Source organism: Chitinophaga sp. 05T412, assembly GCF_056396465.1.
This window is the reverse complement of record NZ_JBFTLN010000015.1, coordinates 23,117-45,246: the sequence shown is the minus strand read 5'-3', so window position 1 is coordinate 45,246 and position 22,130 is coordinate 23,117. Positions and strand designations below refer to the sequence as shown.

Sequence of the window (22,130 nt, the reverse complement as noted above, 5' to 3'; positions counted from 1 at the left end):
ACACAAAAATATACTGCTATGTCTACGATTCACACCACCGCTACCAGCTGGTTCTTTGCTTGTAAAACATCGGATGTACCCACCAATGGCGGCGTATGCGTAAAGTACAAAGATGAACAAATTGCCCTCTTTTACTTTGCCCGCAGAAATGAATGGTATGCCACGCAGAACCTGTGCCCACACCGTCAGCAAATGGCGCTGAGTCGCGGTATGACCGGCACCGTCAAAGATGAGCCTAAAGTAGCCTGTCCCTTTCACAAAAAAACATTCTCCCTGAAAGACGGCCGTTGCCTGTCGGACGATACAGAATGCGGTATCACCACCTATCCCGTAAAAATCATAGACGACCGGGTATACATTGGTGTGGAAATGGCAACAGCAGCCGTATAAAGCGAAACCCGGCAGCTGGCAGGCTGACCGGGCTTCTGATTCTTACATGATTGGCTCACTAAAAATCAACCAAATGTACACGAAAAAATGGTTCTCCGCCAGGGTATCTGTGATACTCCCGGGCCTGCTGCTGTCGCAGTACGGTAACGCCCAATTCAATATCGGCGCACAACTCAGAACCCGTACCGAACTACGCAACGGACAAGGCGCCCCGCAAACACTGGGCGCCGACCCAGCCTTCTTTACTTCCCAGCGCACCCGCATCATGGCCGGCTTCAACTCGTACCGCATTCAACTGGGACTAACGGTGCAGGATGTACGCGTATGGGGACAGGACGCCTCCACCATTAACCGCACCACTACACCCGATAACAACGGGTTTATGCTGCATGAAGCCTGGGCCGAAATACTGCTCACAGACACCATCATTAAAAACAGCCGGCTATCGCTCAAAATAGGCCGCCAGGAACTGGTATATGACGACAGCCGCCTGCTCGGCAACCTCGACTGGCTGCAACAAGGCCGCCGGCACGATGCCGCCGTATTGAAATATAACAACAATCACTGGACACTACATGCCGGCGCTGCGTTTAACCAGAATAAAGAAAACGCCAGCAGTACTGTTTATACCCCTACTCCACCCGGTAATTATCCCGCTAACACCAACGGCGGCAACATGTATAAAAGCCTGGAGTATGTATATGCATCAAGGAAGCTCACCAAAGGAAATTTATCCTTTCTCTTTCTGGCGGATCAGTTTTCAAAATATCATATCGACAGTATCGAACACGTGGCCACCAAAGTATGGGAAACCGGTACCTATAGTCGCATGACAACGGGCTTGTTTTACACACAGGCCATCCGGCGCATCAGTTTTACCGCCGCTGCCTATCAGCAATTCGGCACTAACGGCAACGGACAAACGGTTAATGGCACGTTATTATCCGGTTCCTTTTTATATAGCGTGCGCAAATCTTTCAGTGCAGGCGCTGGTGCTGACTATACCAGCCCCGACTTTGATCCGTTGTATGGCACACCCCATAAGTTCTGGGGAAACATGGACTACTTCTATGTGGCCAGCGGATTTGGTAACAAAGGACTACAGGATTACTACGTTAAAACCAAGTGGCAACCGGGCACCCGCTGGGCATTCACCGGAGATGTGCATGAATTTTATACCGCAGCAGGGGTCACCGGAATGACTAAACAATTGGGAACAGAAGCAGACATCACCGCCAATTATACGCTTACCAAAATGGTGGGCCTGGAAGCCGGCTACAGTCACTTCTGGAATACGAACACACTTACCTCGGCCAGTGTGAAAAACGTTAAAAATCCAGCTGCTAACAGTAATTGGGCGTATTTGTCCATTAACATCCGCCCTGAATGGTCCATTAAATAACCTATAAACGACTTACCATGCTTGCTCCGCTCGATAAAATAAAACTCTTTAGTCTTGATACCATACAGATGCGCACGTTCCATATCACGTGGCTCATGTTCTTCGTCTGCTTCTTTGGCTGGTTTGGATTAGCGCCGCTGATGCCTACCATCCGCACCGACCTGGGACTCAACAAATCACAGATCGGCAATATCATCATTGCCTCCGTATCCGGTACCATCATTGCCCGATTGGTGATTGGGCGGCTTTGTGATACCTGGGGGCCCCGCAAAACAGCCGTGCGGCTGTTGCTGGTGGGTTCACTCCCTGTTTTTCTCGTGGGACTTTCGAAAGACTACACCTCGTTTCTACTGTTTCGTTTAGCCATCAGCGTGATAGGCGGTTCTTTTGTAATTACGCAGTTCCACACCTCACTGATGTTTGCGCCTGCCATCAAAGGCACTGCCAACGCCATCACCGGCGGATGGGGCAATCTGGGAGGCGGTGTTACCAACATGGTGATGCCACTGATTTTTGCGGCAATAGTAGGGTTTGGCTACACCAAAGGAGAAGCCTGGCGTTATGCCATGATCGTGCCGGGTACGATGATGCTGATAGTAGCCTGGCTGTATTATCGTTATACCAAAGACACGCCCAACGGCAACTTTGATGAGTTGGGATATCATAAAAACAATTCCAAAACAGATTGGTCTGTATTGGCCGACTGGCGCATCTGGGCGCTGACATTGGCTTACGGCATGTGCTTCGGCATGGAAATCACGTTCGACAATGTGGCATCCTTACATTTCGTAGATACGTTTCATTTGTCGCAGGGAAGCGCCGGATTCTGGGCGGGCATTTTCGGATTCATGAATCTTTTTGCCCGGGCACTAGGTGGCTATATTTCCGACCGGGTAGGCGCCAGATCAGGAATGAAAGGCAAGGGCCGGTTGCTGGCACTGATGCTGCTGGCAGAAGGTATTGGGCTGTTACTATTTGCACAGGCAGGATCATTGGTGGTAGCCATCATTGCGATGCTGAGTTTTGCGCTGTTCCTGAAAATGGCCAATGGGGCTACGTATGGTATTGTACCATTCCTGAATGAAAAAAATGCAGGGCTGGTGAGCGGCATTGTGGGCGCAGGAGGGAACATGGGCGGTATGTTGTTTGGCTTCTTATTTAAATCCGACAGCATTACTTACGTACAGGCGTTCACGTATATCGGGTTTATTGTAATCGGAGTATCCTGCATCGTGGTATTGACGAGGTTCACCCGGTTGGGCGCCAGCACTACCAAAGCAACGGCAGGAACTCCTATCGCGGTTTCGTAATATTTAACGACAAAAACTTCCGGCATGCAAGCATCATTTAAAACCACCTGCTGTTACTGTGGCGTAGGCTGCGGGATAGTTGTACATAAAGACCGGCAGGGCAAGCTGCATGTGGAAGGAGACAAAACACACCCGGTAAATAAAGGCATGCTTTGTTCCAAAGGCATGAACCTGCATTATACCGTCATGGATACCTCAGACAGGTTGCTCTATCCGGAAATGCGTTACCATCGTAACCTGCCCCGGCAACGGGTTACCTGGGATCAGGCATTGGAAAGAACCGCCGCCGTTTTTGCTGCCATCATCAAAAAACATGGCCCGGATGCCGTAGCCTTTTATGCATCCGGGCAATGCCTCACGGAAGAATATTACGTGGTCAATAAACTCATCAAAGGATTTATTGGCAGCAATAATATCGACACCAATTCGCGCCTGTGCATGAGCAGCGCCGTGGCCGCGTATAAGATGGCTCTTGGGGAAGACGCCGTGCCAGGCACTTACGACGATATAGAACGCGCCGACTGCATCTTTGTAGCCGGCGCCAATCCCGCCTGGTGCCATCCTATTTTATGGCGAAGAGTGGAAGCCGCCAAAGCTGCCAACCCGGCACTAAAGATTATTGTCAGCGATCCACGTATCACACAAAGCTGTGCCATAGCCGATCTTCACCTGCAGATACATCCAGGCACCGACATCGTATTGCATCATGCCATTGGACACGCACTCATCACGGCCGGGCATACGGACAGTCGCTTTATACAGGCGCATACCAACGGCTACGCCGCCTACAAAGACGCCGTGATGCAGCGAAGCGTGGAGGAAGCCGCTGCTATCTGTGGTATCGATGCGGAAGATATCTATACCGCAGCAGCGCACATCGGCCATGCCACGGGCTTTATGACAATGTGGACCATGGGCCTCAACCAAAGCGTGGTAGGCGTTCACAAAAACCTGAGCCTGATTAATCTGCATCTCATCACCGGGCATATCGGTAAGCCAGGCAGCGGCCCATTCTCTTTAACCGGACAACCCAACGCCATGGGCGGCCGGGAAGTAGGCGGTCTTTCCAATCTTCTACCCGCACACCGGGTACTCAGTAATCCACAACACCGCAAAGAGGTACAGGAATTCTGGGGCGGCGCCGAACTCTCCGATAAACCAGGCCTGACAGCCACAGAGATGTTCAATGCCATGCACGAGGGCAAGCTAAAAGCCATCTGGATCATGTGTACCAATCCTTTGGTAAGCCTACCGGATGCACGCTTCGCAGAAGCAGGATTATTGAAAACCAAATTTGTAGTGGTGCAGGAAATTTCCAATAAGCCGGAAACCCTGCGCTATGCCGATGTAGTGCTGCCTGCTGCCGCCTGGACAGAAAAAGAAGGCACCATGACCAACGCCGAACGCCGCATCAGCTATCTGACCAAATTAACGGATGCTCCTGGTGAGGCGCTGCCGGATGCTGAAATCATTTGTCGTTTTGCACAAAAAATGGGGTATCACGGTTTCGACTATACGAGCATGTCCGATATCTATGCGGAGCATGTTCGCCTCACCGCCGGGACTAACATAGATATCAGCGGACTGGATTATGAGCAGCTGCAGGCGCGCCGGAGCGTACAATGGCCTTATCGCGAAGGACAAGGGACTGCACGGCTTTTCGAAGATCAGCAGTTTTACACACCGGATGCCAAAGCAGTAATACATAGTTTTGATGATCACAATCAATCTGTGAGGCCCACCAAAGCCCTGCCACTTATCCTTACTACCGGACGCATTCGTGATCAGTGGCATACCATGAGCAAAACCGGCAAAGTCAGTAAACTGAAACAACATATCGCTTCCTCCTTCCTCGAAATACATCCGGAAGATGCCCGGCAGCGGGGCATACAGGCAGATGATATTGTTGTGGTGCAAAATGGAAACGGAGAGGTGAGAGTAAAGGCGCAACTGAGTAACAACATCAAAAAAGGAGTGGTATTTTTGCCGATGCATTGGGGCAAAATTTTACAAAACGATTTGCACCGCGCCAATAACCTCACTCATCAACTACTGGACCCTATCTCCAAACAACCTGATTTTAAATACTCCGCTGTGCAGGTACAACGTTACCGGAAACCTGTGCAAAAAATTGTGGTAGTCGGTGCTGGCGCCGGCGCCTGTGGCTTTGTAAAGTCGTACCGCGAGCTGAATACCACGGATGAAATTACGGTGTTCAGCAAAGAAGATTTGCCGTTCTATAACCGCGTGATGCTACCGGATTATATCAGTGGCACCCAGCAATGGAAACAGCTGATTAAAATGACCCGCGCAGAAGAAACGGCGTATAACATTACGCTACACAGAGGCGTCAGCATTTTACATATTGACCGCTCCCGCAAATGCGTGACCGATAGTAACGGAAACGTACATACGTATGATATCCTCCTGATGGCTACCGGCAGCCGGGCTGCCACACTGCGGGATATACCACCCATCCCCGGTATATTCACGATGCGTACCCGCATGGATGCAGACGCATTTAAACAACATATTGCGCCTGGCCAGGGCAAAGTAATGATCGTAGGTGGTGGATTATTAGGGATAGAGCTGGCGGCATCTCTCAAAGAAATTAATATAGACGTTGGTGTTATACAGCGTACTTCCCGGCTCATGGACCGGCAACTGGATACACTCGGCGGCCAGCTGCTCTATGAAGAGCTGACAGACCGCGGTATTGAGATTTATTACAATGATGAAATTGATCGCTTCCTGGGTCAGGATAAACTGGAGGGGCTGCGCATGAAAAGCGGCGCTTATATTTCCTGTCAGGCAGTGGTGATGTCGATCGGCACCGTTCCAAATATAGAACTGGCGCAGGCCGCACAGCTACATTGCAATCGCGGTGTAGTGGTGAATGAATACCTGCAAACCAGCGATCCGGATATTTATGCCATCGGAGAAATTGCGGCCTTCAACGGAACACTGTATGGTATTACTGCTGCAGCAGAGCAACAGGCCGCAGTAGTAGCCAGCTATCTCAACGGCGACATCAGCAGCTATTACCAGGGGTCTCTTTTCATGAATATCCTCAAAATGCACGGCACCGATCTTTGCTCACTGGGCATGGTGGAAACGCCGAAAGATCCGGCATACGAAGAAGTAGTATTTATTGATAAAGCGAAACGCTATTACAAAAAGTGTATCATTCATCAGGACAAACTAGTAGGCGCCATCCTGATAGGCGACAAGTCTGAGTTTATAGAATTCAGGGACCTTATCCAGCAAAAAATTGAACTATCGGATAAGCGGCTGGAGTTGTTACGTTCCGGCAAAAAAGGCACACCCGTTATTGGCAAACTCGTTTGTTCCTGCGGGAATGTGGGAGAAGGAAATATCCTGGAGAAAATTGCTGCCGGATGTGATAACCTGCAACAGCTATGCGCCGCATCCGGTGCAGGTATGGGCTGTGGCAGCTGTAAACCGGAAGTAAAAGCACTGCTGGAAAAATCGATACCTAAAAATGTGGCGGCATTGGCATAATCTATGGGAAAACAAACACATACTTTCACCATCAATTTCACCGGTGGTATTATTTCGCCGGGGTGGCTACTGGAAATACTGGACATTGCCGAAGCGGCACAGGCCATGCATATCCGCTTTGGCCTGCGACAGCAATTGCTGATAGATATTCCTGACAAAAGCCTGGAGTTCTTTAAAGCACAGTCTAGGGAAAAGCAGCTCACGTTTGCGGATACACCCAATATCATGAGCGCTTATCCTGCCGCAGATATCTTTATACAAAATAGCTGGCTGAGTGAGGGAATTTATAAAGATGTGTTTAATCTCTTTGACTATGCGCCTACGCTGAAGGTAAATATCTGTGATAGCCAGCAAACCTTTGTGCCTTTATTCACCGGGCATATCAACTGGATTACTTCTTCCCATACCCACTACTGGTATTTATATCTTCGGATGCCGGGTAGTCAGCAGTTATTTGCATGGCCGGAACTGATTTACACCAACAATATTGCGGCGGTGAGCAAACAGGCAGAAGCGGCCCTCAGCAAGGGATATACGCCGGAACAATTATATGGAGAGATAAAACAAACGTTAAACTACATCTCCCGTCCGAAAGAACAGGAACCCGATCTGCCGCCATTTCATTTACCTTATTACGAAGGGTTCAATAAATACAATAACAGTTACTGGCTGGGTATCTATCGCCGTGATGAAGACTTCCCCATTCCGTTTCTCAAAGAAGTTTGTACCATTTGCCTGGAAACCCGTACCGGACAACTATATGCCACGCCCTGGAAATCGCTCATTATTAAAAACATTGACGCCACTCATCGCAGTCTGTGGGATTATGTACTGGGTAAACACGGTATCAATGTGCGGCATGCTGCCAATGAACTGAACTGGCAGGTAGAAGATAATTGTGAAGATGGCCTTGTGTTAAAGCGGCACATCATCCGGTATTTCGACACCGCCGATGTACGTACCTATGGCCTGTGTTTCAGCGTGAGAGTGAACCGCCCCGCCAGTCTTTTTGGTACGGTGGTGATCCGCAAAAAAGAAAATAAACACCAGAGCAAATTAAAATACCTGCAGCGGTATGATATCCTCTACACGGCGGATTACAACGCTAATTCCGCCCAACTGCTGCTATATCGCGAAGGCGTAACAAAAGAACAGCTGGGAGCTTACATCGTTTCCCTGTGCAAAGCGTTTTATGAACAAAAAAGTGCGGCCAATGTACTGCAACATTATGTCAGCGAACAGCAATCCACCGTTACGTTGCCGGTAGCCGCCAAAATGGTGTATCAATGTCCACATTGTTTTACTGTGTACGATGAAGCTGTGGGTGATCCCGCTCAAGATGTGGCTGCCGGTACTTTATGGCAGGAGCTACCCACAGATTATGAATGTTTCGTATGTGCGGCGCCTCTAACGGAATTCCGGCAGGTAAATGCCCTGACCTTGCAGGCAGAGGGCTAGGACTGCAGCAGGTTTCGTGTCATCCGGACAATCTACGCCGGCTTTTTCCCTGAAATTATTTAATTTTGCGCACTTCAACGCCGCAACAAGGTGTGATCCTCAGATCATGTTAGCAGATATTCACAACGAAACCGATGCACGGCAATACCGAATCGCCACTTCTGTATTCTTTTTTATTTCGGGACTGGGTTATTCTTCCTGGGCATCCAGGATTCCTTCTATACAGCAGCAGTTGCATTTAAACGAAGCACAGCTGGGTGCTGTATTGTTTGCCCTCCCAATAGGACTGATGCTTACCATGCCCATTACCGGCAAGCTGCTGGGCAACTTCAGCAGCCGGAAGATTATGATGTTTGGTGCGATGGCATTTAATGTGGTGCTGAGTTTACCCGGCTTCACCACCAACATCTGGCAACTGGCGCTATTGCTATTCTGCTTTGGCTCCGCCCGTAATTTGCTGAATTTATCCATGAATGCGCAGGCCGTTGCCGTGCAACACCTGTACTCCCGGTCTATAATGACTACCTTTCATGGTATCTGGAGCGTGGCGGGTTCTGTGGGGGCACTGACAGGCTTACTCATGGTATCCATGAATATAGCGCCGTCGTATCACCTGCTATTGGTGAGCGTATTGTTGCTGGGCTTCTGTGTATACTATTACCCAAAAACCTTTCCCGATCAACCGGTGAAAGATCCCGTGAAACGTGCAGCCTTTTCCTTACCGGATAAATCATTGCTGAAATATTCCCTGATCTGCTTTGCGTGTATGGCTACAGAAAATACCATGTACGACTGGAGTGGATTATATTTTCAAAAGGTCGTCGGCGCTGGTAAAGCAACAGCCGTAGCGGCGTTCGTGATTTACATGGTAGCTATGACCACCGGGCGTTTTGCCGGTGATAAGCTCGTAAAAAAATGGGGCATTAAAACTATTTTGTTATATAGTGGCTGGTTGATCCTCAGTGGCCTATTGCTGGCCATTTTGTTGCCCTACCCGGTAACGGCGGGCATCGGGTTCATTGCTACCGGATTAGGCGTGGCTTGCGTGGTACCGTTGGTATTTAGTCTGGCAGGTAAATCAAAAAATACGAATAGCGGCCAAACGCTGGCTTCTATTTCTACCATTGGCTATATGGGCTTTCTGGTAGTACCACCGCTGATTGGATTTGTAGCACAGGCTACCAGCTTACGTTTATCGTTTGGTATTATGGCCATCTGCGGCCTGCTCATTGTACTGATGGTAAGAGGGCTGAAAGAAGAAGCGTAATATATAAGGCCCCACCGCTTTTGGCGGGGGACCCGATGACTAAAACAAAACCTGAGCCTTTGGGCAACCGGCTATTAGCATACCCAAAACGTTTCTCCGCAGCTGATGAACTGTGTAGTTGGCAATGACTGGTTTTTGCTCACCTGAGGTGACACTTTACTTAATGTGGCCACGGTAATTTTGGTAAGCTTCAGTTTTGAGGTGGTTTTCTTTTTCATGATAGTACAGTTTAAGGTTTCCTGAATCTACACAAAGAACACCTGCCTGTCAATCACGGAAAAAGGGGATTTATTATTGTTGTGCTCCCTTACTGATGCTGTTATTCACGATCCGCGGATGACCGTCAATATCCAGTGTTCCATTCACCGCTGCCCCCATCACCACACCGCTGTTTTTAGCCGGTGAATTAGCCGTGATATGCAGGTCCGGAATAGTGGCGCTCACCAATAAAGGATCTACACCGTACATGGAATGGGCGTCTCCACCAACAGTAGTTTTCCAGGCAGCAACATCTGTGATCACATGATCGCTTGTACCACCCCAGATCCACTGCGGTGTGCCGGTAGTATAATACAAGTTATTATCGATGATATTTCCCGAACCCGTGTTGGTATATTTATGCACAAACACATCTACCGGTCTGGCATATACGATATTGTTTTTAATCACGTTATCGAAGCATTGTTCTGTGAGGCGGATTTCACCTTCTATTTCGCCATATGCACCCGTTACCTTGTTATTAAACAACAGCGTATTATTCACGACATAGCAATTACGGGTACCACCGGAAGTATAGCCCAGGTAGCCACCGAGATAAATACCGGTGAGCCAGCAGTTATACACAAAATTATTTCTCACAATACAATTGCTGGTAGGGTAATCATTGTTCTCGCTCACAATACCAATACCCCGATCGGCTTCATGTATTTTATTTCTTTCTACAATAATATTCCGGGCCCCGTCCACATAAATAGCGATGGCGCCATGGCCCTGTGCGCCTATTGGGCCGCGGGTCATATCGATGTTATATAATTCATTGTCGCAGATCACTCCGTTACGTGAGTAATTGAGCGCAGGATTGGGATTGGCGGCATAACCACCCGCTGCATCTATACCAATATTCTCTGTGTTGTAAATTGTATTTCTGCGAATCGTAAATCCATCTACATAGCCATTGATCGTGAGGTTTTCGCTATAGCCGGTTTTAGTATCATGAATCACATTATCCTCCACGAGGATGTTTGTCATCACATCAGCGGTGTTGCCGGCAATTTCGATACCATGCCCACTTCTTCCCTGTGAAGGCGCGGCATTATTTTCAATGTTATAAATTTTATTTTTTCGGATGATGATATTGCAGGACCCTGCATTTGCTGTCACACCGTTCACGTTGGTACCAGCACCGCTGGTCTTTAAATTACAGATATCAAATCCTTCCAGCACCACGTAGCTGGCGTTGCTGATCATCACCAATGATTCATTACCCGATACCGGGAGGCCTGTACCATCGATCACGGCTTTTTCGCCGGCATATGCTTTCAGGGTGATTAATTTCCCTAAGCGGCCAGCTTTGGGGAAGACTACTTTTTCTCCATAGTTACCAGCCCTTACAATCACGCTATCACCTGGAATTGCTTTTGCCAATGCACCGTTAATGGTACGCATTGGGCTGCCAATAGTGCCGTTGGCAGCATCACTACCGGCAACGGATACATAATAAGTATGTGCTTTTGCTGCCACAACGGGCTCCGTTGTATGGCCTTTACTACACGCGCAGGCGAGGTTGCCAAGCGCCGCCAATAAAAAAATATACATATGCTTGTTTAACATGGTTTCAAAATATAAGGCCGCTCCGCAAAGCGAAGCGGCCTTTGGGGCTAGCATTTTAATAGGATTATTCTGATATGATCTTTCTTACCCGGTTATTATTTTTATCCAACACATACACTACATCATTCTTATCTACGGCTACGCCACCAGGTGCATTAAACGCAGCTAATCCGCCGATGCCTTCCGCGTAACCCGGCGTACCGCCACCTGCATAGGTAATCACCTCAAAGGTATTAGGATAAATAGCACGGATACTCTCATCAGCGTTAGCGCCATAACTACCATTACCTGCAACGTATATCATACCATTGCCGCCTACCGTCAAACCCCATGGGTTAGCAAAGCGCGCCGCAGCGCCAATTCCATTTACGAAACCAGCAGCGCCGGTAGTACCGGCTACCACACTGCGTTCCCAGGTACCTGCTTTAAACCGTAAAATAGTTTGATCGCCATAACTGGATACATAGAGATTGCCATCCTTATCGAAAGCCATTCCTCCAGGATTATTGATACCAGTGATGATGGGCTCACTGCTGCCGTCAGACTTTAATTCAATGATTCTACCGTCGCCAGGGTTGGAATAACATACCCTGCCGGATTTTTTATCTACCGTGATATTCCAGGGATCTGCTAATGTAGCTCCCGGGGAAGTAGTAGTACCATCTGGTGTAACTTTTCGGATAACGTGCAGGCCGGGATCTGCTACATATACATTCCCGGTAGCATCAATCGCCAAACCATAAGGAATGGAAAAGCGCGCTGCAGGGCCTTGTCCATCGTCGCCACCACCATGACCGGGGCTACCCGCCAATACGGTTGCATTTCCGTCACCATCAATTTTACGAATGCAGGCATTACCTGGATCAACAACATATACATTGCCGTTGTCGTCTGTAGCGATACCCGTTGCACGATACCACCCCGCGCCATTAAAGCTGAACTGGGCATCCGCACCTTTTCCGGCGGCATATCCCGCGGTACCATTACCGGCCAACGTACTCACTGTTCTTGTAAATATGTAAGTAAACGGCGTGCTGCTGACTACACTATCTTTTCCGATAGATACCACCAGGTTACCGGACCCGCATTTCTTAGGTACCACCACCATAATTTGTTTGGTATTGGCGCCTACTATCTTGCAGGGCTTACCATTGATAGTAACCTTCAAATTAGTAGTGTCTGATGAAAAGTTATCTCCGGTAATCAATACCTCTGTAGTAGCGCCACCAGCGGCAGGAATGAAATCTGTCAGCGAAACAGGCTGTCCGTCGGCATGTTTCAAATCACTATCTTTTTTACAACTGGTAAAGGCAGCTGCAACCAAAAAACAACCTGTAAGTATATATGAATTCAGTGGCCTGATCATAGCAGTTAATTGAGAATTAAATAAAGAAAATTATTACCACCCTGGATTCTGTACCAATCCCCTTGCCTTCTCCATGTCCTTCTGCTGTATAGGGAATATATACATCTTGTTATCCCAGTATCTCTTCTGGAAAAGCGTTCTCTTGTAAAAATCAGTGAAAGAAAATCCCTGTCCGTTATCGTTTGCATTTACGTTCATCGCGTAGATAGCCTGATTTTCCGGTTTCTCCATCAACAGGCGGCGAATGAGGGTGTAGTAGCGATCACCTTCAAAACAAAGCTCTATCTGCCTTTCTCTCAGGATCACGTCCCTCATTTTTTTCGTGTCGCCTACCGCATCCGGATATACTTGTTCTATGCCCGGAATACCGGCTCTTTGTCTGATCATATCCAGGTACTTCACAATATCAGGGTTACCTGGATCGTATTCATTCAGCGCCTCTACATAATCCAGCAATATTTCAGCATAACGGATAAGTATCCACGGAGAACGATACGCGCCACTTACCATGGTACGGATATTATCATTAGGACTCAGCAGTTTACTGGGGAGATAACCGGTAATAATATTGCTTCCGCCGTATTTCATCCCTGATTTACCACTGTAATAAAATTCTATTCTGCCCCTGCCATCCTTATTCTGATCGGAAGAATAATAGTTACGCTCATCCTCGGATGTTGCCGGTACTACCGGACGACCATTGTACGCAACAAAAGCATAAAAGCGGGGTTCCCTATCAACATACATATTCCAGTCACCCTTACCATGTTGCCATACGAAGAGACCTGCACCCTGCGCAAAACCAGTTTCCTTGTAACCTGAGGTTGGATCATCAATGGTTTTACCATTGTTCATATAAAATGCATCCACCACATTTTGAGTAGCGTCATACAAACCACCTGCTGCCGGGCCGGGCGCAGCACAGGCCGTGTAGCCCCAACGATCCCAGTTCATAGAAGCCAGGATGATTTCGTCATTCCACGAAGTCAGGAATACATCACGAACAGATTCATATGGATTAAATTGGGTACCGCCATTATCCAGGTTGGTAAACAATTTGTACACCTTTGTATCAATAACTGCTTTGGCAGCAGCGGCGGCAACACGCCATTTATCCACTTCATAACTGGCAGGCGCTAACAGTGTACCATCCTGATTTTTGAGAACTGCTAAACGTGGATTACCATTCCACAACGGACTAGCCGCCCACAACGCTACCTTTTCTTTCACTGCCAGACAAGCGCCTGCAGTAGCCCGGCCGTTATTAGCCGCATTCCAGGTAAGTGGCAATCCTTTTGCCGCTGCATCCAATATGCCATTGATATGCGCAACACAGGCGTCGAACGGCGCCCGGGTCAGTTTATTGTAATCATCATTCTGGCCCATGGTACCATTCACGATTACATATGGTCCATACTGTTTTAACAGCATCCAGTAAAAATATCCACGTAAAAAAAGGTTCTCTGCTTTATACTGTGCTTTCAAATCATCACTCAGTTCCCCGGTGGGTACCTTATCAATATTCTGCTCAAAAATAAACGACTGCCGGATAGCCACATAGTAGTCGGCCCAGTTATAGGCATACCAATCTGATGGACTCCAGTTACCACTTACGATGTACCTGGCCACGGTGTTTGGAATACTCACCGATGTTTCATCCGCAAGCCCCACGGTAGCATAGTCATTATAACCACGTCTGTAACTATAAATATTATTCAGATAGGCTTCTGCGTTGGCCCTGGTTTGCCAGATCTGTTCTTCTGTTAAAAGATTGTCCGGTTTTTTATCAAGGTATTTGGTACACGCTCCCAGCATCATCACACTTATACCACTGAAAAAAAGTAACAGGTATTTATATCTCTTCATAACATGATCTTTTTTTGCTTCATTAAAACTGTGCTCTTACACCCAGTGTAACTGTTTTAGAATAAGGATATTTGGCACCATTGTTCCCCAGCTCAGGGTCCCATAATTTAAATTTGGAGAACGTAAGCATGTTAGTACAGGAGGTATATACCTGTAAACTGCTGATCCCTTTTCTCTTCATTTGCGGTGTGATAAAAGAATAACTGAGCGACGCCTGCTTAAGACGCATGAAGCTGCCATCTCTAATCCACCAGGTGCTATTCACATAGTTATTATCGTTGGTATTAGCTACGGTGAGTCGCGGATAATGTACATTCTGACTTGGATTATCCGGTGTCCACCGGTTCATCATATCTTCCAATACAGCAGCCGGATTTTGTCCCATTCCTGCAAATGGCACCACGCCTACACCTGATGCACCAGCGCCATTCCCTGATATATCTGTACCATTAGCCATAATGCCTACATCGGCTACGCCCGCGAAAATGGCTGAGAGCTCAAAATTTTTATATCCGAGATTGAAACCATAACCATATGACCAGGCAGGGAAAGAAGATTTACCAAGGTAAGTCTGATCATCTCCGTTAATTTTAAGGTCGTTGTTCTTGTCTTTGTACCTGATATCACCCGCATAAACAGGTCTGCTTTGCGTTGCTTTTTTAGCATCGTCATCACTGGTAAATAGTCCCAAACTCTCATACCCATAAAACTCTCCAAACTGGTGACCTTCCATCTGCTGATATGGAAATATGGCTTTAGGCGCATCAGCAAAAAGAATCGTGTTTTTAGCATAGGTAACGTTACCGAATATACGTAGCGTAATATCCTTTCCTATATTATCAGTATACTCCAAACTCGCATCCATACCTTTGTTCAACATTTCGCCGATGTTACCGAATATCGAAACATTGGAATAGCCGCCGATAGATGAAATACTATTACGTCCAACCAGGATAGAAGTTCTTTTATCCCGGAACCAATCCACCACCAGGTTCAGTTTATTCAGGAAGCCCATTTCCAGACCAATATCTGTTTTCGCTGATTTTTCCCAGGTCAGTCCCTGGGTACCCATTACGCTGGGTGCAATACCTCCGTAATAGGTGGGATTGCCGGCACTACCAAAGGATACTCCACCTGCGCCGGTATTAAACGTTGTTAAATATCCAAAACGGTTGCCCCCCAAACCAATCTGATCATTACCTGTCATACCATAAGAACCTCTGATCTTCAGCAGATTCACTGTTTTGGCGAGTGGCTGGAAGAAATCTTCTTTTGAAATCACCCAACCAACAGATCCTGCCGGGAAATAACCCCATCTCTTACCTTTCTCAAAGTTTTCAGAACCCGTAGCTCCCATATTTCCTTCCACCAGGTATTTATCCATATAAGAGTAAGTGACTCTGACGGCTGCACTCTGGTTACGATAAGGAATAGCTGTAATGGCATCACCTGCAGAACCTCTCAAACGATTCCGGATGCTACCTACAAGTAAGCCACCGAAATTATGCCGGCCAAAACTGCGGTCGTAGGCCAGGTTACCTTCCAGGTACATCATCCGTTCTCCGGAAGAGGAAGATCCATAATTCAGGTAAGTATCCCCTGTTCTTAGTGGTTTTCCAAAAAGGAGATTACCATTTTCATCTCTATTGGAGGTGTACCAGATGGCACTATTTCCTTTCCTGGAGTTGTCAAATTCACCATACGTATCAAAAGAGAAACGTGCGGTAGCTGTTAGCCCTTCTGTGATGGCATCCAGCTTCTGATTAAGGGACAATACCGATTGAATAGACGGCTTAAATTCTGTGCTATAACCTGCATTCTGTACGATGTTGTATGGATTTTCGCCTGCGTTGGCAGGTGGACCTGCCCATTTACCATCCGGATAGCTAACCGGGAAACCAATAGGATTGGTAGCATAAGTGAGATACCAAATACGGCTGGCGGAGTTACCCGGGAAACGGCTATTTACCAGCATAGAAGCCAGGTTGAGGGAAAGTAGTGTTGTTTTGGTGACATTCAGGTCTACATTACTCCGGAAATCGTATCTCTTGAAATTAAGGTTGGGGTTATAATCATTTATCTTCTTTACATTGTATTGTCCTTCCTGGTCGTAAAACGACATCGATACATAATAACGCATGGACTCACCACCACCACTTACGTTTACATTGGCATTGGCCATAGCCGACCAATCCTTATAAATAGTATTGATCCAGTTTACATTTGGATACAGGTATGGATCTAATCCACTGGCAGTTTTCCGGATCAGTTCTTCGCTATACCCCGGCTGGTCTCCTGCATTGGTCCGCGCTTCATTATATAGCTTCATGTAATTCACGCCTTCCAGCATTTTAGGCAACTTGGTTAAACCACTGTAACCGCCTTCCACTTTAGCAGCTACTTTAGGCTTACCAGCCACCCCTCTGCGGGTGGTAATGATCAATACGCCATTCGCACCTTTTGCACCATAAACCGCCGTAGCAGAAGCATCTTTCAACAGGGAAATGCTCTGGATATCTTCCGGATCTATATTATTAAAAGCACCACCATAGGTGCTGTTCACATCTTCACGTTGTACCCCATCCACAATGATCAACGGCGAATTGCTACCTACGAAAGTACCTATACCACGGATGGTGAAGTTGGGATTATCATAACCGGGTTCTCCACCAGCACTTGCCATAGAGATCACCCCGGATACTTTACCTACCAACGCATTGGTCAGGGTACGCACCGGGCTTTTCATATCCGCCATATTCACGGTAGAAACGGCACCTGTTACGGTCACTTTTTTCTGTGCACCAAAGCCTACTACCACCACTTCATTCAGTTTGTCCACCTTGGCAGTCAGACTGATTTTCATGGCCTTCTGGCTAACCACCCGCACTTCTTCCGGATTCATTCCCATCATCGCTACTTTCAGGATATCATCCTTGGCAGCATTGATGGAAAATACCCCCATTACATCGGTCACAGTACCTTTGCTGGTTTCTTTTACGGTTACGGTTACACCGGGTAATGGATTACCATCGGCATCCATCACCAGGCCCCGCACCAGCCACTCGCTCTGCTTTTCAGCCGGAGCAGCAGGCGCCGCTGCTGATTCCTGCGGCACTGCTTTCTTGTCTAATACAATGCGGTTGCGCTGTATTACATAGCTGATATTCCTGCTCTTAAAAATAAAAGCCAGTACATCATCCAGTTTCGCCTGCCGGAAATTCAGCGAGATCTTCTCTCCATCATTCAGCAATTGATTACTGTACACCAGTGTAAGACCAGTTTGCTTTTTGATGGCACGAAAGATCTGTGCCAGCGATACATCATTTCCTGTAACGGTTACAATTGACTGTAGTGAAGGAGTTGGCGTTTGCGCCTGTGCGCCAAAAAACGGCATACCTACAAGGCTGCATAGCACCAGCAAGTGCACCACTCTTCGCATAGCCAGTTGAAAGTGGCGTATACTTTTTTTCATTCGGGAATTGTTTACAAGTTAAAATGATTATACAGCAAATAGCATCTACAAATGCTTTTCAGTACAACTACATCGATTTTGGCAAAACGGGTGACAGGCAGCATTCACTTTTTTTAACAATTAATATGATTACCTGCAGTCCCCTCAAGGTATATGGATAAATAGTTGACTGGCCAGCACGAATGCTTTCCGTGTAACTACTCCGTTTTCGATAAAACGGGTGACAACCTTTGGCGTTAAATGGAGAATATTTATTTCAGGATAATTTCACTACCGGAGAGTTGGTAGTCCAGGTGAGCAGTTGTTTTAAGATCGGATAAAAAGTCATCCAGCCTTTTACGATCCATTAAGCCGGTAACGGATTTACCGGCCAGCTTATCGTTATCAATCACAAAGCGCATCCCATAAAAACGGGTAGCTTCCTGTATTAATGTTGCCAGTGGCATACTGTGATAATAATATACGCCGGTACGCCAGGAAGATACTTCTTCTTCATCAAAGCGACTGGTAGTAAATCCTTTATTGGCGCCATAATCGGCCTGCTGTCCGGGTTGTAAAGCTTGCTGCTCATTGCCTTTTCCATGCGCCATCACACTACCCGATACCAATGATGTTTTGACGGTACCCGCCTGATAAGTGTTAATGTTAAATGCAGTTCCCAACACCTGCACATTATTCAGGGACGTATGCACGATAAAAGGACGTTGCGCATCTTTGGCTACATGGAAGTAGGCTTCTCCCTCCACATATACTTCCCGGCTGGCGTTCCCAAAATGAAAAGGGAAACGTAACCTGGTAGCGGCATTCAGCCACACCTCCGTACCATCAGACAAGGTAAGCTGATAACTTTCTCCTGCCGGTATTTCCAGTATATTTTGTACGGTATCCGAAGACGTATATTGTAATGCGCCATTGCTGGTATTCAGCGTGGCATGCTGCAAAGCAATGGTATGTGCACTGCTGTCTTTATTTAAGATGACCGCTTCTCCCTGGTTCATCACCAGGCGGATTTCCCTTTTTTGCTGTTGCTGGATCACATTGGCAGAAGTATATACGGGTGTGGGTTTATGCCAGAAGAAAAATACCAGGACGCCACTACCTAACAATAAGATCATGGCAGCGGCTATCATTATTTTCTTCAGTGGAAACACCCGCGCAGGTAGTGCTTCGGGTCTTTCTTCATGAATAGACTGCAAGGCAGCGGTGGAGTTAATACGTTGCAGGTATCCGCTGGCATTCATGGTTTCATCTTCCTTCACCAGCAGCTCCCATTGTGCTTTGAAAGCAGGATTATGCAGCAACTGTTCCTGTACATAGCGCTCCTCTTCTGCAGAGAGATGACCCGACAGGCGTTGTATATATAATTCAAATATTTTTTCTGCTGCTACTTCCATGATTGTTAACCAAACACGGGCTAATGCCCTTTATTAATAACTGCATGCCGCAATACTTTCAAGCCTCTTTTTAAGTGAGTTTTGAAAGAATTGATGCTGATTCCCATTTCATCTGCTGCCTCCTGATAACGCTTCCCCTCCATATATACCATTTGTATGGCCGAACGTTTTTGCATGGCCATACCATTAATAGTAGTTAATACCTGTTTATAATAATCCGGAGAAATATCCGGTATACTCATACATGTTTCATCCTGTAGCTGGGTGAAAGCCACCTGCTGCTCCCGCTCTGTCTTCTGCTTTTTCAGCCACGTCAGGCAACGGTTTTTAATGGCCTGATGCAGGTATCCACGGATATCACCATTGAACTGAAGATATAACTTTTTGTCCCATATGTCCAGGAAGAAAGTCTGTACCAGGTCGTTCGCCTCCGCTTCATTTCGCAGAAACCAATACGCATTTACACACAGCAGCTTATGATACTTCATGAACAAAGCATCATACGCGGCGGTATCTCCGTCTTTTAACCGTTCAACCAGTTCTATGTCTGAAGAGTAATCCATTTAATAAGACTGCCGTATAATTACAGGTGACATTTACACATAACTCCTTTGGTGGCTGTATCGCGGAACAGCTGCTATTTGATTGGTTCGACTTAAAATAGTTGTGGAAGAAGCATATTTCTTCTATTGTTCAACTGTTGTGACTAAAGACTTTGGCTTGATGACTTTAATTTCAAATCAAGGTAAATAAATAATTTGTAAAAATGCATAGGGGTTGAAAAAAAAGTAAAAGCCCCGGCAAATGATGCCGGAGCTTTTTTTCACAGGGGTTTCAGTAGACAGCTTATAACTTAAAAAATATTTTTTTCTTATATAACCAGTAGCATAATCCCCATTCCAACCCAAGTACCACAAAGGCAGACAACACTTCCTGAATGCCTTCCGGTATCCCTACCATCCCAGTAAAACCCTTTACGAAAATACCGGTAGTAGGATTTACCCACTCTCCTCCCACTGTTTCAAAAAAGAGATAAATAAAAATAGCATTCATCCCCACCACGGTGGCTATCCATGCGTACCGTGTATTTTGTTTTACATCTATCAGCCAGTACAGCAATGCCAGTAATAACATCACCCAACCACCGGATGCCAATGTAAAAGAACTGGTGGCAATACGTTTGATAATGGGGGTAATCCCCGCCCAATCCAGCCCGAAACCTGCTATCAAACCTATGGCGCCTGCTGCCAGCAGTATTTTTATTTTTTGGGAAGATGACCGGCTGCTGATCAGCAACTTCCCCGCCAGTACTCCCCATATAGTATGGGCAGCAGTAGGCAAAAAGTTGATGGTCACCCATCCCCCGCCATTATTGAGTTTCCCCATCAATACCATATCCATAAATGATCCGAAGTTATGGTCCATCACAAACGGCGCTGCATAACCAGGCATTAACAGGAAACGATAAAGAAGGTCAGTAGCCAATAATAATAAAAGGCTTACTCCCAACTGGAAAACATAGGAACGGCGTATAATCAGGTAGGCGATCATGGTTGTGACGGAGAGTTGTGTCAGCACATTCCATAACTCCCACACTAACCTTCCTGCATATACGCAATGGAGGGCAGTGCCAAATATAAACAACTTTAAACAACGAAACGCAATATGCCGGAAGTTTTGTGACCAGGTAATCCCTTTCTGCGATTTATAGTAGTAGGAAATATACATCGCCGAGCCGGCCATGGTCATAAAAGCAGGTTGCACCAGATCCCAGGCCCGCAGGCCATTCCAGGGATGATGAAAAAACTGTTGATTGATGCTGGCGGCAATACCCGTTGGATGCAAATGCCAAATTGACGAGTAAATGCGGGCACTCTCCCCAGCCAGGAGAATCATGATAAGTCCGCGCATCACATCCAGGGAAATCAGTCGTTGGTTGACATTGGTTGTACTGTTCATTATCCTGATTGTAGCGTTAATTTAATAATTATTCCGGCATATTCATTAAAAAAGATGGAGCCCCTTCATCCGGAATGGTTCCCAGCTGAGTGCCCCAATCGCTGGTAGTAGCCACCATACCGAGCCGTATAGCCATCCCCGTAAATCCCTTTATTTTCGAACGGTCCAGTCTTCCTTCAAACCGAAGCAGTCCGTTACTTTCCTGTATGGTACCTATGGTGTAAAAATCAGTGCCGGATTGAGGATCAAAGTTAAATCCGGTTTGTGGCCCGCTATGATAAAACAGGCCCATCGGAATCGGGGCCGACTTCAACAACCACTGCCCTTCCAGCAATACATCATAACCGCCGCCGGTGAAGAGAGAGGTCAGTAACCCCGTGCCGGTACTGTTGTCGCTGTCGATGTACACATCGAAAATCACGCCGTCCGATTGCTTCCCACTCATCTCCACATAGAAATACATATACTGCCCATCGTAATCGAATTTGGCTTTTTTAAACACGCCCCCTTTAGGGCCGGCCGTCATCACGTTCTGTGTCAGCGTATCCCAGTCTGCCAAACTGTTATCATTTAGTTTGATGGGCGACGTCTTCGAAATCCGTATTACCGTTGACCCTTCCGCCGTTACCCCATCTCCCGAAGTAGCATACAAGGTAGGTACATACTTACCTTTACCCTTATACGTATGCACCGGGCTTTGATCTGTAGACGAAGTACCGTCACCAAAATCCCACTTCCAGGACACCGCCCCGGTAGTGGTGTTCTTAAACGTCACCTGGCTGCCATCTACGGCAATGGTGTATACCACTACCGGCGCAGGTTTGGCGTCATCCTTCTTACAGGAGGTAGCTGCACATAGCAGCAATAATATATAAAGCAATGATTTTTGCATGT

The 22,130-nt window shown here is 46.9% G+C and carries 15 protein-coding genes; 6 read left to right on the top strand and 9 right to left on the bottom strand.

Annotated elements, in window-relative coordinates:
• The first annotated feature begins 18 nt into the window (after positions 1-18).
• The 6 genes from nirD to AC1DFM_RS27175 all read left to right on the top strand — a co-directional run bounded on the left by nirD (position 19) and on the right by AC1DFM_RS27175 (position 9,349).
• Positions 19-390, top strand: a complete 372-nt coding sequence (gene nirD, locus AC1DFM_RS27200) for a nitrite reductase small subunit NirD (protein ID WP_477079921.1) — start codon at positions 19-21, stop codon at positions 388-390.
• A gap of 73 nt (positions 391-463) precedes the next feature.
• Positions 464-1,792, top strand: coding sequence for an alginate export family protein (locus tag AC1DFM_RS27195; protein WP_477079920.1), 1,329 nt, complete (start codon positions 464-466; stop codon positions 1,790-1,792).
• Positions 1,793-1,809: 17 nt separating this feature from the next.
• Positions 1,810-3,102: an MFS transporter gene (locus AC1DFM_RS27190; RefSeq protein WP_477079919.1), complete on the top strand. Its 1,293-nt coding sequence runs from the start codon at positions 1,810-1,812 to the stop codon at positions 3,100-3,102.
• 24 nt (positions 3,103-3,126) lie between these two features.
• Positions 3,127-6,624 carry a molybdopterin-dependent oxidoreductase gene (locus AC1DFM_RS27185; protein WP_477079918.1) on the top strand — a complete coding sequence of 1,166 codons (3,498 nt, stop codon included), beginning with the start codon at positions 3,127-3,129 and terminating at the stop codon, positions 6,622-6,624.
• A gap of 3 nt (positions 6,625-6,627) precedes the next feature.
• Positions 6,628-8,082, top strand: coding sequence for a rubredoxin (locus AC1DFM_RS27180; protein ID WP_477079917.1), 1,455 nt, complete (start codon positions 6,628-6,630; stop codon positions 8,080-8,082).
• Between the two features lie 106 nt (positions 8,083-8,188).
• Complete coding sequence (locus AC1DFM_RS27175; protein ID WP_477079916.1) at positions 8,189-9,349, top strand: MFS transporter; 1,161 nt, start codon at positions 8,189-8,191, stop codon at positions 9,347-9,349.
• Positions 9,350-9,423: 74 nt separating this feature from the next.
• Here AC1DFM_RS27175 and AC1DFM_RS27170 read toward each other — a convergent pair whose 3' ends face one another.
• From AC1DFM_RS27170 to AC1DFM_RS27130, 9 genes are all read right to left on the bottom strand, one after another.
• Positions 9,424-9,567 carry a hypothetical protein gene (locus AC1DFM_RS27170; protein ID WP_477079915.1) on the bottom strand — a complete coding sequence of 48 codons (144 nt, stop codon included), beginning with the start codon at positions 9,565-9,567 and terminating at the stop codon, positions 9,424-9,426.
• Positions 9,568-9,640: 73 nt separating this feature from the next.
• A complete protein-coding gene (locus AC1DFM_RS27165) occupies positions 9,641-11,164 on the bottom strand; it encodes a hypothetical protein (RefSeq protein WP_477079914.1) in 1,524 nt (507 codons plus the stop codon).
• A gap of 79 nt (positions 11,165-11,243) precedes the next feature.
• On the bottom strand, positions 11,244-12,461 hold the full coding sequence (locus tag AC1DFM_RS27160) for an IPT/TIG domain-containing protein (protein ID WP_477079913.1): 1,218 nt from the start codon (positions 12,459-12,461) through the stop codon (positions 11,244-11,246).
• A gap of 117 nt (positions 12,462-12,578) precedes the next feature.
• Positions 12,579-14,411: a RagB/SusD family nutrient uptake outer membrane protein gene (locus tag AC1DFM_RS27155; RefSeq protein ID WP_477079912.1), complete on the bottom strand. Its 1,833-nt coding sequence runs from the start codon at positions 14,409-14,411 to the stop codon at positions 12,579-12,581.
• Positions 14,412-14,433: 22 nt separating this feature from the next.
• Positions 14,434-17,883, bottom strand: a complete 3,450-nt coding sequence (locus AC1DFM_RS27150; RefSeq protein WP_477079911.1) for a TonB-dependent receptor — start codon at positions 17,881-17,883, stop codon at positions 14,434-14,436.
• A 251-nt stretch (positions 17,884-18,134) separates the two neighbouring features.
• Positions 18,135-19,277, bottom strand: a complete 1,143-nt coding sequence (locus tag AC1DFM_RS27145) for a FecR domain-containing protein (protein ID WP_477079910.1) — start codon at positions 19,275-19,277, stop codon at positions 18,135-18,137.
• 20 nt (positions 19,278-19,297) lie between these two features.
• Positions 19,298-19,840 carry an RNA polymerase sigma factor gene (locus AC1DFM_RS27140; RefSeq protein WP_477079909.1) on the bottom strand — a complete coding sequence of 181 codons (543 nt, stop codon included), beginning with the start codon at positions 19,838-19,840 and terminating at the stop codon, positions 19,298-19,300.
• A gap of 283 nt (positions 19,841-20,123) precedes the next feature.
• Entirely contained in the window at positions 20,124-21,236 is a 1,113-nt protein-coding gene (locus tag AC1DFM_RS27135) for an acyltransferase family protein (protein WP_477079908.1), read from the bottom strand.
• Between the two features lie 28 nt (positions 21,237-21,264).
• On the bottom strand, positions 21,265-22,128 hold the full coding sequence (locus tag AC1DFM_RS27130) for a PKD domain-containing protein (protein WP_477079907.1): 864 nt from the start codon (positions 22,126-22,128) through the stop codon (positions 21,265-21,267).
• Between the last annotated feature and the right edge of the window lie 2 nt (positions 22,129-22,130).

Excerpts from the sequence above, each read along its gene's own strand:
- nirD (WP_477079921.1), top strand. The coding sequence starts at position 19 with ATGTCTACGATTCACACCACCGCTACCAGCTGGTTCTTTGCTTGTAAA.
- AC1DFM_RS27195 (WP_477079920.1), top strand. The coding sequence starts at position 464 with ATGTACACGAAAAAATGGTTCTCCGCCAGGGTATCTGTGATACTCCCG.
- AC1DFM_RS27190 (WP_477079919.1), top strand. The coding sequence starts at position 1,810 with ATGCTTGCTCCGCTCGATAAAATAAAACTCTTTAGTCTTGATACCATA.
- AC1DFM_RS27185 (WP_477079918.1), top strand. The coding sequence starts at position 3,127 with ATGCAAGCATCATTTAAAACCACCTGCTGTTACTGTGGCGTAGGCTGC.
- AC1DFM_RS27180 (WP_477079917.1), top strand. The coding sequence starts at position 6,628 with ATGGGAAAACAAACACATACTTTCACCATCAATTTCACCGGTGGTATT.
- AC1DFM_RS27175 (WP_477079916.1), top strand. The coding sequence starts at position 8,189 with ATGTTAGCAGATATTCACAACGAAACCGATGCACGGCAATACCGAATC.
- AC1DFM_RS27170 (WP_477079915.1), bottom strand. The coding sequence starts at position 9,567 with ATGAAAAAGAAAACCACCTCAAAACTGAAGCTTACCAAAATTACCGTG.
- AC1DFM_RS27165 (WP_477079914.1), bottom strand. The coding sequence starts at position 11,164 with ATGTATATTTTTTTATTGGCGGCGCTTGGCAACCTCGCCTGCGCGTGT.
- AC1DFM_RS27155 (WP_477079912.1), bottom strand. The coding sequence starts at position 14,411 with ATGAAGAGATATAAATACCTGTTACTTTTTTTCAGTGGTATAAGTGTG.
- AC1DFM_RS27150 (WP_477079911.1), bottom strand. The coding sequence starts at position 17,883 with ATGAAAAAAAGTATACGCCACTTTCAACTGGCTATGCGAAGAGTGGTG.
- AC1DFM_RS27145 (WP_477079910.1), bottom strand. The coding sequence starts at position 19,277 with ATGGAAGTAGCAGCAGAAAAAATATTTGAATTATATATACAACGCCTG.
- AC1DFM_RS27140 (WP_477079909.1), bottom strand. The coding sequence starts at position 19,840 with ATGGATTACTCTTCAGACATAGAACTGGTTGAACGGTTAAAAGACGGA.
- AC1DFM_RS27135 (WP_477079908.1), bottom strand. The coding sequence starts at position 21,236 with ATGAACAGTACAACCAATGTCAACCAACGACTGATTTCCCTGGATGTG.
- AC1DFM_RS27130 (WP_477079907.1), bottom strand. The coding sequence starts at position 22,128 with ATGCAAAAATCATTGCTTTATATATTATTGCTGCTATGTGCAGCTACC.